The sequence below is a fragment of the Pseudonocardia terrae genome (assembly GCF_021343995.1).
In the GTDB taxonomy this organism is placed as follows: domain Bacteria; phylum Actinomycetota; class Actinomycetes; order Mycobacteriales; family Pseudonocardiaceae; genus Pseudonocardia; species Pseudonocardia terrae.
This window is the reverse complement of record NZ_JAJTTE010000002.1, coordinates 25,570-39,926: the sequence shown is the minus strand read 5'-3', so window position 1 is coordinate 39,926 and position 14,357 is coordinate 25,570. Positions and strand designations below refer to the sequence as shown.

General features: G+C 74.5%; 14 protein-coding genes. 10 read left to right on the top strand and 4 right to left on the bottom strand.

The annotated features are described in order from the left end of the window. Positions 1-172 precede the first annotated feature (172 nt). Positions 173-1,810 carry an acyl-CoA carboxylase subunit beta gene (locus tag LWC33_RS01500; protein ID WP_233302296.1) on the top strand — a complete coding sequence of 546 codons (1,638 nt, stop codon included), beginning with the start codon at positions 173-175 and terminating at the stop codon, positions 1,808-1,810. After that, positions 1,807-2,085, top strand: a complete 279-nt coding sequence (locus LWC33_RS01495) for an acyl-CoA carboxylase subunit epsilon (protein WP_308190882.1) — start codon at positions 1,807-1,809, stop codon at positions 2,083-2,085. Before LWC33_RS01500 ends, LWC33_RS01495 begins: the two co-directional genes overlap by 4 nt. A 118-nt stretch (positions 2,086-2,203) precedes the next feature. Here LWC33_RS01495 and LWC33_RS01490 read toward each other — a convergent pair whose 3' ends face one another. Genes LWC33_RS01490 through LWC33_RS01475 form a run of 4 tightly spaced genes read right to left on the bottom strand, consistent with a single transcriptional unit; the run spans position 2,204 to position 6,017 of the window. Continuing rightward, complete coding sequence (locus tag LWC33_RS01490) at positions 2,204-2,770, bottom strand: GTP-binding protein (RefSeq protein ID WP_233302295.1); 567 nt, start codon at positions 2,768-2,770, stop codon at positions 2,204-2,206. Beyond that, a complete protein-coding gene (locus LWC33_RS01485) occupies positions 2,754-3,137 on the bottom strand; it encodes a DUF742 domain-containing protein (RefSeq protein ID WP_233302294.1) in 384 nt (127 codons plus the stop codon). The genes LWC33_RS01490 and LWC33_RS01485 overlap by 17 nt, the downstream gene beginning before the upstream one ends. Position 3,138: 1 nt before the next feature. After that, the gene (locus LWC33_RS01480) at positions 3,139-3,540 is read right to left on the bottom strand and encodes a roadblock/LC7 domain-containing protein (protein ID WP_037046421.1); all 402 of its coding nucleotides are present in this window, start codon (positions 3,538-3,540) and stop codon (positions 3,139-3,141) included. Next, positions 3,537-6,017, bottom strand: a complete 2,481-nt coding sequence (locus LWC33_RS01475) for an ATP-binding protein (protein WP_233302293.1) — start codon at positions 6,015-6,017, stop codon at positions 3,537-3,539. Before LWC33_RS01475 ends, LWC33_RS01480 begins: the two co-directional genes overlap by 4 nt. 826 nt (positions 6,018-6,843) lie before the next feature. Between LWC33_RS01475 and LWC33_RS01470 the strand changes: the two genes are divergently transcribed. The 8 genes from LWC33_RS01470 to LWC33_RS01435 all read left to right on the top strand — a co-directional run bounded on the left by LWC33_RS01470 (position 6,844) and on the right by LWC33_RS01435 (position 14,328). After that, positions 6,844-8,595: a hydrogenase maturation protein gene (locus LWC33_RS01470; protein ID WP_233302292.1), complete on the top strand. Its 1,752-nt coding sequence runs from the start codon at positions 6,844-6,846 to the stop codon at positions 8,593-8,595. A gap of 97 nt (positions 8,596-8,692) precedes the next feature. After that, positions 8,693-9,205, top strand: a complete 513-nt coding sequence (locus LWC33_RS01465) for a hypothetical protein (RefSeq protein ID WP_233302291.1) — start codon at positions 8,693-8,695, stop codon at positions 9,203-9,205. After that, a complete protein-coding gene (locus tag LWC33_RS35710; RefSeq protein WP_233302290.1) occupies positions 9,202-10,323 on the top strand; it encodes a sensor histidine kinase in 1,122 nt (373 codons plus the stop codon). Before LWC33_RS01465 ends, LWC33_RS35710 begins: the two co-directional genes overlap by 4 nt. Continuing rightward, on the top strand, positions 10,320-10,967 hold the full coding sequence (locus tag LWC33_RS01455) for a response regulator (RefSeq protein ID WP_233302289.1): 648 nt from the start codon (positions 10,320-10,322) through the stop codon (positions 10,965-10,967). The genes LWC33_RS35710 and LWC33_RS01455 overlap by 4 nt, the downstream gene beginning before the upstream one ends. Positions 10,968-11,137: 170 nt before the next feature. Then, positions 11,138-11,770 (top strand): Maf family protein, encoded by a 633-nt coding sequence (locus LWC33_RS01450; protein WP_233302288.1) that lies wholly within the window; start codon positions 11,138-11,140, stop codon positions 11,768-11,770. A 77-nt stretch (positions 11,771-11,847) separates the two neighbouring features. Next, the gene (locus LWC33_RS01445; RefSeq protein ID WP_233302287.1) at positions 11,848-12,783 is read left to right on the top strand and encodes a sulfurtransferase; all 936 of its coding nucleotides are present in this window, start codon (positions 11,848-11,850) and stop codon (positions 12,781-12,783) included. Then, complete coding sequence (locus tag LWC33_RS01440) at positions 12,780-13,217, top strand: SufE family protein (protein ID WP_233302286.1); 438 nt, start codon at positions 12,780-12,782, stop codon at positions 13,215-13,217. Before LWC33_RS01445 ends, LWC33_RS01440 begins: the two co-directional genes overlap by 4 nt. 124 nt (positions 13,218-13,341) lie before the next feature. Continuing rightward, the gene (locus LWC33_RS01435) at positions 13,342-14,328 is read left to right on the top strand and encodes a TIGR04222 domain-containing membrane protein (RefSeq protein ID WP_233302285.1); all 987 of its coding nucleotides are present in this window, start codon (positions 13,342-13,344) and stop codon (positions 14,326-14,328) included. The last annotated feature ends 29 nt before the right edge of the window (positions 14,329-14,357 follow it).

The following is a 14,357-nucleotide window of genomic DNA, read 5'->3' as shown; positions in this document are numbered from 1 at the left end:
GAGGGGCGGTGAAGGCGCTCGGCGGTGCGGCAGGCGCGTCCGGTGCGCCGAGCGGCGCGCCGAGCGAGCGACCAGCGTCACCGGACGTCACCCGGGTGACCGGCGGGAACGTGACGCAGACCGCTCCGCCGGGCGGCCCGGGCGCGTTACCGCCGGGTTAGGCTCCGCAGCCATGAGCGCTGCAACGGAGCCGATGGGGGACCCGTCGAACGCCCCGGACGTCGAGCCGGACGTGCACACGACGGCCGGCAAGCTGGCCGACCTGTACAAGCGGTACACCGAGGCCCTGCCCTCGGAGGCGGCGGCGGAGCGCCAGCACGCCAAGGGCCGGCAGACCGCCCGGGAGCGGATCGACCAGCTGCTCGACCCCGGCTCGTTCGTCGAGCTCGACGCCCTGGTGCGGCACCGTTCGACCAACTTCGGGATGCAGGAGAAGCGCCCGTTCGGCGACGGCGTCGTCACCGGCACCGGCACGATCGACGGCCGGCCGGTCGCCGTGTTCAGCCAGGACGCCACGGTGTTCGGCGGCTCGCTCGGCGAGGTCTACGGCGAGAAGATCGTCAAGGTCATGGACGTGGCCGCCAAGATCGGCTGCCCGGTCATCGGCATCAACGACGGCGGCGGCGCCCGCATCCAGGAGGGCGTGGTCGCCCTCGGCCTCTACGGTGAGATCTTCGTCCGCAACGTCCGCGCCTCCGGCGTGGTCCCGCAGATCTCGCTGATCATGGGTCCGTCGGCGGGCGGCGCGGTGTACTCCCCCGCACTCACCGACTTCACCGTGATGGTCGACGAGACCAGCCACATGTTCATCACCGGCCCGGACGTCATCAAGACGGTCACCGGCGAGGACGTCGACATGGAGGAGCTCGGCGGCGGCCGGGCGCACAACTCCAAGTCCGGTGTGGCGCACTACCTCGGCTCGGACGAGCAGGACGCGATCGACTACGTCAAGGAGCTGCTCTCCTTCCTGCCGTCGAACAACCTGTCCGAGCCGCCGACCTACCCGGCGCCGGAGCCCACCGCGGGCTCGATCGAGGACGGCATCACCGACACCGACCGCGGGCTCGACGAGCTGGTCCCGGACTCGGCGAACACGCCCTACGACATCCGCGAGGTCATCAACCGGGTGGTCGACGAGGGTGAGTTCCTCGAGGTCCAGGAGCTGTGGGCGCCGAACATCGTGGTCGGTTTCGCCCGCGTCGAGGGCCGCTCGGTCGGGATCGTGGCCAACCAGCCCACCCAGTTCGCCGGCTGCCTCGACATCGACGCCTCCGAGAAGGCCGCCCGCTTCGTGCGGACCTGCGACGCCTTCAACATCCCGATCCTCACCTTCGTCGACGTCCCGGGCTTCCTGCCGGGCACCGACCAGGAGTGGAACGGCATCATCCGCCGCGGCGCGAAGCTGATCTACGCCTACGCCGAGGCGACCGTCCCCAAGGTCACGGTGATCGTCCGCAAGGCCTACGGCGGCGCGTACGACGTCATGGGCTCCAAGCACCTCGGCGCCGACGTCAACATCGCCTGGCCCACGGCCCAGATCGCGGTCACCGGCGCCTCCGGTGCGGTGAACATCCTGTACCGCAAGGAGCTCAAGGGCCTGGAGGGCGACGAGCTCGCCGCCAAGCGCGCCGAGCTGCAGCAGGAGTACGAGGACACCCTCGCCAACCCCTACATCGCCGCCGACCGCGGGTACATCGACGCGGTGGTCCCGCCCTCGCACACCCGCGGGTACGTGGGCCGCTCGCTGCGCATGCTGGCGACGAAGCGGGAGCAGGGCCCGGCCCGCAAGCACGGCAACATCCCGCTGTGAGCGGCGGCGTGGAGGACTCGGTGGACGGCGCGGACGAGACGGACGAGACGGACGAGAAGACCCCGGAGGAGCGCCGCGCGCTCTTCCGGGTCGTCAAGGGCGACCCGACGCCCGAGGAGCTGGCGGCGCTGACCGTGGTTCTCGCGGCCGCGGCGAGCGGCGGCGACACGCCGCCCCCGAAGGCGCGCGACCTGTGGTCGAACCCGGCGGACCGGCTGCGCCGCCCGCTCGAGGCCGGCCCGGGCGCCTGGCGCGCCTCGGTGCTGCCCCGCTGACCCTCGCTCCCACCCGGACCCGAGAACGACGACGGGCCCCCACCCGAGAGGGTGGGAGCCCTTTCGCCGAGGAGCGGGGTCCGTGTCCCGAAGACGCGCGCCGGAGGACCCCGGCGCATCAGCCCGCGACGGCCGTGCGCGACAGCGCGTGCTCGACCAGCGCCACCAGCGACCGGAGACTCGAGTCGGCCTCGCGGGCGTCCATCCACAGCACCGGGGTCTCCGGTGCCAGCGCGAGCGCGTCGCGCACGTCGGCCTCGCTGTGCGCGTCCGACCCCGGGAACCGGTTGACCCCGATGACGTACGGGATCCGCCGGTCCTCGAAGTAGTCGATGGCCGGGAAGCACTCGTCGACCCGGCGCAGGTCGACCAGGACGACGGCGCCGACCGAACCGCGCGCAAGCTCGTCCCACATGAACCAGAAGCGGGATTGCCCGGGCGTGCCGAACAGGTACAGGATCAGCGACTCGTCGACCGTGATCCGGCCGAAGTCCATCGCGACCGTCGTCGTGGTCTTGTCCGGCACCGCGACGGTGTCGTCGACGCCGACCGACGCGGCGGTCATCGCCTGCTCGGTGAGCAGCGGCGGGATCTCCGACATCGACCGCACGAAGGTCGTCTTGCCCACCCCGAAGCCACCGGCCACGAGGATCTTCAGCGGGTAGAGCTCACCCCGATCGCGCACGAAGCCCCTCCAACAGTCTCTCCAGGATCTCGGGGCCGGGGGCGCCGTCGCCCCCGACCTGCGGCAGGTGCACCGCCACGTAGCCGGCGTCGGCGAGGTCGCCGACGAGCACCCGGGCCACGCCCACCGGCACCTGCAGGGCGGCGCCGATCTCGACCAGCGAGACCGGGGCCGCGGCCAGGCCGAGGATCGTCCGGTACTCCAGCTGCAGGTCGGCCGCGTGCCGACCCGAGTGGGTGACCGTCACGAGCGCCTCGACGGGCAGCTCCTTGCCGGCCGAGCGGGTCCGCCCGCCGGTGACCGCGTAGACCGGGACGACCCGGCCGCCCCGTCTCGGGGCCTGGTCGTCCGCCGTCCCGTCGCGCACCTCAGCGGCCCGCCGGTGTCCGTGGCGCCGGGGTCAGCGCGTGGCCGACCCGCGACGCCAGCAGGGTCATCTCGTAGCCGATCATGCCGATGTCGCACGCCCGCTCCGCGTGCACGGCGAGCGTCGCGCCGCGGCTGACCGCGGTGACGAAGAGGTAGCCGCCCTCCATCTCGAGGATGGTCTGGCTCACCGCGCCGGAGCCCAGCAGCTGGGCGGTCCCGTTGGCCAGGCTCACGAGGCCGGAGGCCGCGGCCGACAGCTGGTCGCCCAGGGCCTCGCCGACACCGGGCGAGGAGGCCAGGCGCAGCCCGTCGCCGGAGACGACGACGGCGTTGACGACGCCCGGGACGTCCCGGGTGAACTCCACGAGCAGCCAGTCCAGCCGGCCGGTCGATGTGCTCACGGGTGGGTCCTCCTGTCGGTGATGTGCTGGTCGTGCGCCCCGTCGAGGACCTGGTCGGCGACGGCCTGGGCGGCCTGCCGGCTGGCCTGGTAACGGGACAGTGCCTGGGCGGCACCGGCGTTGGGCGCGGCCGGGGCGGCCGGCGCCGTCGGGGTGGCGGGCTCGGCCGAGCCGCCGCGCAGCTCGGGGGCGAGCGACGCCTGCGGGACCCGCCGCCGCAGCCCGCTGGAGCCGGTGGCCGGTGGCCGCGAGCTCTCGGCCGGGGCCGGCCGCGGGGTCGGGATCGGGACCCGGGCGGTGTCCGGGGCGTCGGCGTCGCCGGACCGGCCGACGGTGCCGTCCGCGCGGCCGTCGGCGCGGTCGCCGGCGCGGTCGCCGGTGTCGGCACGGTCCGGGCGGTCGGTGGTGCGGTCCGGGTCGGTGGTGCGGTCCGGGCGGTCGGTGGCCCGACCGTCGGCGCCTGCCGGGGTGAGGCGGGTGCCGTTCGTGTGGCCGTTGCCGGTGTGCCCGTCGGTGCCGTTCACCTGCACGCGCCCCACGGTCGCCGGGCCGCCGGCGGCCACGGCGCCGTCGCCCCCGAGGAGGGCGTGCCCGTTGCGCGCCTCGCCGCTGTGCCCGGTGCCGTTGTGCCCGTTCCCGTCGTACCCGTTGCCGTCGTACCCGTTGCCGCCGTACCCGTTGCCGCCGTACCCGTTGCCGTCGTGCCCGTTGCCGTCGTGCCCGTTGCGGTGGGGAGCGAGGCCGGTCGAGCCGTTGCGGCCGTTCGCGGCGTGGCCGTCGCCGTTGCCGCCGGGCCGGTCCTCCACGGAACGGCCGGGGGCGCGGTCGGCGGGTGCCGGGTCCCACCAGCCCGACCAGTTGCCGCCCTGCCCGGCCGGGATCGGGGCGGGCCGGCTGATCGGCAGCGCCGCCGGGGTGGCCGGCGACGAGACCGGCGTGGCCGGGGTGCCGCGGCGGGTGGCCGGGACCGGCCGGTCCGGTGTCGACGGCGTGGGAGCCGGCGAGCTCGACGGGGACGGCGACGGGGACGGCGGGGTCCAGGCCGGGGCGGTCGCGGCCGCGAGACCGGGGAGCGGACTGCGTTCGGTGGTCGCGGTGGCCTGGGCGCTGCGGGCGTGCTCCGACGGGGTGTGCTCGTGGACGGCGGCGGCGCGCCGCGTCTGCTCCGGCCCGCTGCCGATTCCGGCGTGCGGACCGGCCTGCGGGTCGGACACGAACAGCGCCGCGGGGAGGATGACGACGGCCGTCAGCCCGGAGCCCGGCGTGGTCGACAGCGACACCTCGATGCCGTGCCGCGCGGCGAGGCGCGCGACCACGTGGAAGCCGAGCCGCTGCGACACCGACAGGTCGACCTCGCGCGGGCGGATGAGCATGTCGTTGGCCGCGGCCAGCTCGTCGTCGGGCATGCCGACGCCCCAGTCCTCGATCGTGAGGACCTGACCGCCGATATCGGCGCGCTGCGGGCGGCTGCGGATCGTGACGGCGGTGTCCGGCGGGGAGAACCGGACGGCGTTCTCGGTGAGCTCGGCGAGCAGGTGGGTCAGGTCGGCGACACTGTGGCCCGTGACCGCGATCCGGTCGTCGACGGAGAACTCCACCCGCTCGAGGTCCTCGGTCTCGGCGATCGCGGCGCGCACGACGTCGCGCATGGAGACCGGCGCCGACCACACGCGGGGCGGCTGCTCGCCGGAGAGGACGAGCAGACTCTCGGCGTTGCGCCGGACGCGGGTGGCGAGGTGGTCGAGCTTGAACAGCTCGGCGAGCGCGTCGGGGTCCCGCTCCTTCTCCTCGAGCTGGTTGATGATGTCCAGCTGCCGGTAGAGCATCGACTGGTTGCGCCGGGCCAGGTTGACGAGCATGTCCGAGGTGAACTGCCGGCGGCCGATCTCGGCGTCGGCGCGGACGAGCTCGCGGCCGAGCTCCTCCTTCTCGTGCTGCTCGTCCTCCGTGATCCGCCAGAAGATCACCATGCCGACGCACGCGCAGAGCACGGCGCCGGAGTGGATGCCGGCCCACACCCACGGTTCACGCTGCGCATCGGGGTGGTTGAAGATCAGCGTCGGCCAGAAGAGCGTCCCGATGCCGTGCGACACCCCGGTGAGCAGGATGTTCCAGAGGAACGGCACCCAGTCCTGGTAGAGGGCGATGAAGCCGATGATGATGAAGAAGTGGAAGTGCGACTCGATCGTGCCGTGCGTGACGGCCACGAGCGTGATCGAGCACCACACCAGCCCGGCGCTGACGCACGACGCCGCGACGCGCTTCGCCGGCACGAAGTGCCCGGCCAGCAGCAGCACGACGACGGGGGCGATACCGGCCCCGAGCACCAGGCCCATCGGGTTGTCGAGGAACAACCCGAACAGGAACAGCACGGGGACGTGCGCGGCCAGGATCCACTGCAGCAGTCGGTGGCGCCTGCGGAACGACGCCTCGTCGAGCGTGTTGCCGCGTGGCAGCCAGTCCAGCAGCCTCGTCATTCGGTCGGCCACCCTCTCGGTCGCATTCGTCCGGCTCGGCGCGCGCACCACCGGCGGGCCACTCACTCTCGGCCAGGCCCCGGCCGGGCGGTCGTCCGATCGGGTCGGGGCCCCGGTGGACTATGCACGCGTCGACGGCGGAAGGTACACGGAGCGTGTCTCGGGCATGACTCGATCGGGTGGAAGTTCATGATCCACAGCCGTGGAGACTGCCGATCGGCGCGGAACGGAGGCCTTTCGCCCCTGTCGGCGGTGCACGGGGCACACCCGTTCGGCACAGTGCCGTGCCGTGTCCGGGGCCGTTGCGACCGCCGGGCTCAGGCTGCCGACCACTCGCCGCGAAAGAGGCTCATTCGGCGAGAGATCGCCCGGGACGCTCGTTGGGCCGCAGTTGCTGTGAGCCCGCGGAGGCGGGCGATAGGCCCTTCGGACGCGTGCCGAGCCGGATCGGCGCGACGACGACCCCGCGTGGTCGCCCGACGCCGGAGCGCGAGAAATTCACCCTGTGGGAGCAGCGACCGAGCCACCCGAGGTGACCGCTCGGCGACGCACCGCGCCCACTTCGGCGTGTCGACGTGCGGAAGCGGGAGCGCGCCACACCCATGACCACCTGCGACGACGTTCCCGCCCCGCAGTCGGGTACCTCCGGCCGGAGTCGATCTTCTGGACCGTTCGGCCCAGTCGATCACCGTCACGATCGAGGTAACGTGCCTCGCGGTCCACGTGCAGCACCGGGAGCACCCCGCGCGCGTTCGTGGTGACCGCGGCGCAGCGTCGCGCCCGGTCGGCAGTGCTCCCCCACTGGTCGATCATCCCGGAGAAGTACGTGAGAATCCTGCTGCTCTGTTCGTCCTACAACGGGCTGACCCAGCGCGTCTGGACGGAGCTCCGCGAGGACGGGCACCACCTCGACGTGCGACTGGCCCACGACGAGGCCACCATCCGCAAGGCCGTCGAGACCACGCGACCCGAGCTGGTGCTCTGCCCGTTCCTGAAGGAGCGGGTGCCCGAGGACGTGTGGCGGGGGTACCGCGTCGTGGTGATCCACCCGGGCCCGCTGGGCGACCGCGGCCCGTCGTCGATCGACTGGGCGGTCACGGACGCGGAGCCGGTCTGGGGCGTCACGGCGCTGCAGGCCGTCGAGGAGATGGACGCCGGCCCGATCTGGGGCACCCGGACCTTCGCGATGCCCGCGGAGCCTCCCCGCAAGTCCGCCGTCTACAACGGACCGGTGGCCGACGCGGCCGTCGAGCTGGCCCGTGAGGTCGTCGCCAAGGCGCAGGACCCGGCGTTCGTCCCGCTGCCCGTCGAGTCGTTCGGCGACGCCGTGATCGGGCGGCTCCGGCCGACCATGAAGCAGACCGACCGGGCCTTCTCCTGGGAGGACCCGACGGACCACGTCCTGCGTCGGGTGCGGGCGGGCGACGGGGCGCCGGGCGTGCGCTCGGAGATCGCCGGCGTCGCACTGTCGGTGTTCGACGCGCACCGCGGCTCGGCGACCCCGGGCGCGCCCGGATCGATCGCCCTGCGCCGGCACGGCGCGCTCCTGGTGCGGACGGGCGACGGGGCGGTGTGGATCGGGCACGCCCGCGTCCCGGGCGGGGTCAAGCTGCCCGCGACCACGGTGCTGGGCAGCGCTCTCGACGGGGTCCTCGACGAGGTGCCCGAGTCGCTCGAGCGGCCGACCGGCCCGTCGGACGGTTACCGCGAGATCAGCTACCGGCGCGTCGGGCCGGACGGCTGTGTGGGCGTGGTGCGCGCCGACCTCTACAACGGCGCGATGTCCGCGGGCCAGGGCCACCGGGTCGCCGCCGCGCTCCGGCACGCGGCCGCGCAGGACACGAAGGTCCTGGTCTTCGAGGGCGGCGAGATCTTCTCCAACGGCATCCACCTCAACGTCGCCGAGGGCCGGCCCGACGCGACGGTGGAGAGCTGGCGCACCATCAACGCCATCAACGACGTGTGCCGCGAGCTGCTGACCTGCACCTCGCAGCTCGTCGTGACCGCGGTGGGCGGGCCGGCGGGCGCCGGCGGCGTGATGATGGCGCTCGGCGCCGACACCGTGCTGCTGCGCCGCGGGGCCGTGCTCAACCCGCACTACCGGAACATGGGCCTGACCGGCTCGGAGTACTGGACCTACGCCCTGCCGCGGCGGGTCGGCCTGGCCGACGCGGTCCGGTTCACCCGCGACTGCCTGCCGGTCGGCGCGGCCGAGGCGCTGCGCACCGGCCTGGTCGACGAGGTGCTCGAGGGCGACCGGGCGGCCTTCGACGAGCAGGTCGTCGAGCACGCCGTCCGGCTCGCCACCGGCGATGGGTACGCCGCCGCCCTGGCCGCCAAGCAGGCCGCCCGCGAGGCCGACGAGCTGCGCCGCCCGCTCGAGACCTACCGGGTCCAGGAGCTGGCCGAGATGAGCCGGGACATGTTCGACGACCGGTTCGGCTACGCCCGGCTGCGGCACGAGTTCGTCACGAAGGCCAAGGACACCTCCTTCGACGACCCGACGATCGCCCGCTCCGTCCGCGAGGCGGCGACCGTGGCCGAGGCCGAGCCGGTCGTGGCGGAGATCGCGGGCTGATCGTGGGCCGGTCCACCCCCGGGTGGAGCCGCGGCTCCACCCGGGTTCGACCCGAGGGCCGACGATCGGCCCGCGGTTCCCGAGCAGGCTTCGGGGCATGGACTTCGCCTCGGGGAACCCCCTGGTCACCGCCCTCGTCGTCGCGGCGCTGCTCGTCTGGGTCGTCACCCGCCAGCTGACCGACCGGCCCGTCACGGACCGGCGGACGATGCTCGTGCCGCTGGTGCTGACGGTGCTCGGCGTGCTGACGCTCCTGCAGGCGCACGCGCCGGTGACCACGGTCGGGCTGGCGTTGACGGGCGTCGAGCTGCTCCTCGTCGTCGGGCTCGGGGTGCTGCGCGGCCGGTCGGTGCGGCTGTTCGTGCGCGACGGCGTGCTGCACCAGCGCGGCGGCGCGGTCACCCTGGCCCTCTGGGTACTCACGATCGGGCTGCGGATCGGGCTGGGCCTGCTCGCCGTCCGGCTCGGCGCGGGCGCGCTCGAGTCGGCGACGCTGCTCGCCTCCCTCGGGCTGAGCCTGCTGGTGCAGGGCTGGGTGCTGCGGGCACGGGCCACCACGGTGACGTCCGTTGACGGGGCCGGGACCCCGCACGCGAGGATCGGGGGGTGATCCTCGACGCGGCCGGTCCGGGGTCGCGCCCCTCCGCCCTGCGGCGGGCCGCGGCCCTGGTCTGGCTGCCGATCATCGTGGCCGCGGCCTATCTCGGGCAGCCACGGTTGCCGGTCACGCCGCTCGCCGTGGTGGCCACGGCGGTGGCCTGCCTCGGCTGGGTGGTCATGGGTGCGCGGCTCGAGCGGCCGGGCTGGGACGCCGGCGGGCTCGTCGCGACGGCGACCGGGGGCTGCCTGATGAGCGCCCTGGCGGGGTCCTGGTCCACGTCGGTCGCCTTCTGCTTCGTCGCGGTCGGTGCGGCGGGGGCGCGGCTGCCCCGGTGGCCCGCCGTCGCGCTCACCGCCGCCACGTCGCTCACCCTCGCCCTGACGATCGCGAACGGCGAGCTCGTGCCGTCGCTGCTGGTCACGCTCGGGCTGGTCAGCGCGATGCTGATCGGTATGAGCCGGCGGGACGCACGCCGCCGCGCCGAGGAGCAGGAGCTCGCCCGCGCCGCCGAGACCAGGGCGACCGAGGAGCACGCCCGCGCGGCGGCGCTGGCCGAGCGCGCCCGGATCGCCCGGGACCTGCACGACGTCCTCGCGCACTCGCTCTCCGCGCTGGCGGTGCAGCTCCAGGGGGCGCGGCTGATGCTGCAGCGCGACGGCGCCCCGGCCGACACGGTCGCCCAGATCGAGCGGGCGCACCGGCTCGCGACCGAGGGCCTCGCCGAGGCGCGGCGGGCCGTGCACGCACTGCGCAGCGAGCCGGTCGACCTCCCCACCGCGCTGCGGGCGCTCGCCGCCGACCACGCCGGCGCGACCCTCGACCTGGCCGACGACCTGCCGGAGGTGTCCCCCGAGGCCCGCGACACCCTCGTCCGGACCGCACAGGAGGCGCTGTCCAACGCGCGCAGGCACGCCCCCGGCGCCCCGGTCACGGTGCGGCTGCGGCGGACGGGCGGCGACCTCGAGCTCGAGGTGGCCGACGTGACCGGTGTCCGTCCCGAGCCCGGCACCGGCGGCTACGGTCTGGTCGGGATGGCCGAGCGGGCGGCACTGGTCGGCGCCCGGCTCGACGCGGGACCGACGGAGGACGGATGGCGGGTTCGGCTCACGGTCCCGGTGACGCCGTGACCCTGCGGGTCGTGCTGGCCGACGACCAGCGGATCGTCCGGGACGGCCTGGTCACCCTGCTCGGTCTGCTCCCGGGGATCGAGGTCGTCGGCGCGGCGGCCGACGGCGCGGGCGCGGTGGAGCTGGTCGCCGAGCACGGCCCCGACGTGCTGCTCACGGACCTGCGGATGCCGGGGGTCGACGGCGTCGAGGCCACCCGCCGGGTCCGGGCCGAGCACCCGGGCACCGCGGTCGTCGTCCTCACGACGTACGTCGACGACGAGGCGCTGGTCCCCGCCCTGCGCGCGGGCGCCGCGGGCTGGCTGTCCAAGGACGCCGACGCCGAGGCCATCGGCCGGGCACTCCGCTCGGCCGCCGACGGGCAGACCACCCTCGACCCGGCCGCCGCCGCCCGGCTCGTCGGCGGGGCCGCCCCGGCGCCCGCCCCGGCCCCGGACGCCCTGCCCGACGGGCTCACCCCGCGCGAGGCGGAGGTGCTCACGCTCATCGCCGAGGGCCTGTCCAACCAGCAGATCGCCCGCCGGCTGGTGGTCGGTGAGGCGACCGTGAAGACCCACGTCAACCACCTGTTCGCCAAGGCCGGGCTGCGCGACCGGGCCCAGGCCGTCCGCTACGCCTACCGGCACGGGCTCGTGGGCGAGTGACCCGCGGCGGGTGGTCGTGGCGGGTGGGGCCGCGGGTGGTGGCTGCAGGTCGTGGCGGGCGGTCGTTGCGGATGGTCGCCGCGGGCGGTCGTTGTGGATGGTCGTGGCGGGTGGTCGCAGCCGCCCCACGTGCCGCGCGGGGGCGCCGGGGGCGCACCTAGAGTCGGCGCGTGCGTCTGGTCCTCGCCTCCGCCTCCCCCGCCCGGCTGTCCGTCCTGCGCGCGGCGGGCCTCGATCCCCTCGTCCGGGTCTCCGACGTCGACGAGGACGCTCTGCTCGGCGCGATCCCCGGCGCCCCGCCCGCCGAGAAGGTGACCACGCTGGCCGGGGCGAAGGCCACGACCGTCGCCCGGACGCTCGACGGGACGCCCGACGACACCGTCGTGATCGGCTGCGACTCGATGCTGCTCATCGACGGCGAGCTGGTCGGCAAGCCGCACGACGTCGACACCGCCCGCACGCGGTGGAAGGCGATGGCCGGGCGGACGGGCGACCTGGTGACCGGGCACGCCGTGCTGCACGTCGTCGAGGGGGAGATCGAGCGGGTCGCCGAGGGGCACGCGACCACCACCGTCCGGTTCGGCACGCCCACCGACGCCGAGCTGGAGGCCTACCTGGCGAGCGGCGAGCCGCTCGTCGTCGCGGGGGCGTTCACGCTCGACGGGCTCGGCGGGTGGTTCGTCGACGGGATCGACGGCGACCCGTCGAACGTCATCGGGATCAGCCTGCCGCTGGTGCGGCGGCTGCTGGGCGCGTTGGGGATCTCCCCGACCGACCTGTGGACGACTCCCCCGGAGGGCTGACCGACCGGCGGCGTCCCGGCCGCCGCGTGGATGGTCGACTCCGCAAGCTTCGTCTCCGCCGGACTACGCTCGCGGCCATGGCTCCCACTGACCCGGACCCCAAGTTCGCCGAGTACGCCCACCCGGAGCGGCTGGTCACCACAACCTGGCTGGCCGAGCACCTCGGCGACCCGGACCTCGTCGTCGTCGAGTCGGACGAGGACGTGCTGCTCTACGACACCGGCCACATCCCCGGCGCCGTGAAGGTGGACTGGCACACCGAGCTGAACGACCCGGTGACCCGGGACTACGTCGACCCGGAGGCCTTCGCGAAGCTCTGCGGCGAGCGCGGCATCGCGCGCGAGTCCACGGTCGTCTTCTACGGCGACCGCAACAACTGGTGGGCCACCTACGCGCTCTGGGTGTTCCGGCTGTTCGGCCACGAGGACGTCCGGATCCTCGACGGCGGTCGCACCAAGTGGGTCGCCGAGGGCCGCGAGATGACCACCGAGCAGCCGAAACCCGCGGCGGTCGAGTACCCGATCGTGGAGCGGGACGACATCGCGATCCGCGCCTTCAAGGAGGACGTGCTGCGCCACCTGGGCGGCCAGCTCGTCGACGTGCGGTCGCCGGGCGAGTACTCCGGCGAGCTGCTGCACATGCCGGACTACCCGCAGGAGGGCGCGGTCCGCGGCGGCCACATCCCGGGCGCCGCCAGCGTGCCGTGGGCCCGCGCGGCGAACGAGGACGGCACGTTCAAGTCCCGCACGGAGCTCGCCGGGATCTACGAGGACGAGCAGGGCCTGGCCAAGGACTCGCCGACCATCGCGTACTGCCGGATCGGCGAGCGTTCCAGTCACACCTGGTTCGTGCTGTCCTACCTGCTCGGGTTCGAGGGCGTCCGCAACTACGACGGCAGCTGGACCGAGTGGGGCAACTCCGTGCGGGTCCCGATCGTGCAGGGCGCGGAGAAGGGCGCCGTGGAGGGCACTACGAAGGGCACTGTGAAGGGCACTGCGAAGGGTTCGTCATGAGCCTGCCCCCCGCCCTGGCGGAGCTCGTCGAGGACTTCGAGGCGGTCGGTCCGAAGGACCGCCTCCAGCTCCTCCTCGAGCTCAGCCAGGAGCTCCCGGACCTCCCCGAGCGCTACGCCGACGCGGCCGACTCGATGGAGCAGGTGCACGAGTGCCAGTCGCCGCTGTTCCTCGCCGTCGAGGTCGACGACGACCCGGACCGGCGCGTGCACCTGTTCTTCTCGGCGCCGCCCGAGGCCCCGACCACGCGGGGCTTCGCCGGGATCATGCACACCGGGCTGGACGGTGAGCCCGCGAGCGAGGTGCTCGCGGTGCCGGACGACTTCTACACCGCGCTCGGGCTCACGCAGGCGGTGAGCCCGCTGCGGATCCGGGGCATGGCGGCGATGCTCGCGCGGATCAAGAAGCAGGTGCGTACCGCCGTCGCGGCCTGAGCCGGGCGTCCCCGGAGCCGCCGGGCCGCGAACCCTAAGCCTTCGTCAAGAACGTTCCGCAGTGGCCTGGGCCACCCCCATGCTGTGCTCGTCCCACAGGACGACCGACCGGGGGGTGGTCGTGATGGCGGTACTCGCAGCACCGGGAGACACCTGGGGCATCGATGGCCCCACCTTCCTGTTCCTCTACGTGGTCCTCGCCGCGGTGGTGCTCGTCGCCGCGGTGCGGGCGCGCCGGCGGATCGCCGGTGCGGAGGCCGGGCGCACCTCCGCCGTGGACCGGGCCGGGCCGCTCTCCGGCCGGCCCCAGGACGTGGCGTACCTGCACGGCGGCCCGGAGCTGGCCGTCTGGTCCGCGCTGAGCGCGATGCACCTGTCCCGCACGGTCGTGACCGCCGGGCGCGGCCTGGTCCAGGCCGTCGGCCGGCCGGAGACCCGGGCCACCGAGCTCGAGCGGGCGATCCACACGACGGCCACCGCACCCACCGCACAGCACCGGCTGCGCTACCACGGCCAGGTCGCCGCGGCGCTCGACGGGATCCGGGCGCGGCTGGTCGCCGAGCAGCTCCTGCTGTCCGAGGCCCGGCGCGGCCGGATCCGCCGGACCGGCGGCTGGATGCTCGCGGTGGCTGTCCTCGGCCTCGTCCGGATCGTCGCCGGGGTGGCCGACACCCGACCGGTCGCCCTCCTGGTGGCCGTCACCGTGGTCGTCGCCGTGATCGGGCTCGTGCTGGTGGTCCGCGTGCCGCAGCGCTCGGTCGCCGGGCAGCGGGCGCTGGAGTTCCTGCGCGCCGAGCACTCCGACCTGTCACCGGACATGAAGCCGGACTGGGTCGCGCACGGCGCCGGGGCCGCGGCGCTCGCCGTCGGGATCTTCGGGATGGGCGCCCTGTGGGCGTCGGATCCCGTGTTCGCCGACGAGCTGGCAGCCCAGAAGGCCGCGGCCGCGACCGGTGGGTGGAGCGGTGGCTACTCCGACTCCGGCAGCAGCAGCTGGGCCTTCGGCGGCGGTGGTGACGGCGGGGGCGTCAGCAGCTGCGGCGGGGGCGGCAGCAGCTGCGGCGGCGGGGGCGGCTGCGGTGGTGGAGGCGGCGGTGGCTGCGGCGGCTGACCGTCCCGGGCTCCCTGCGCTCCGGTCCG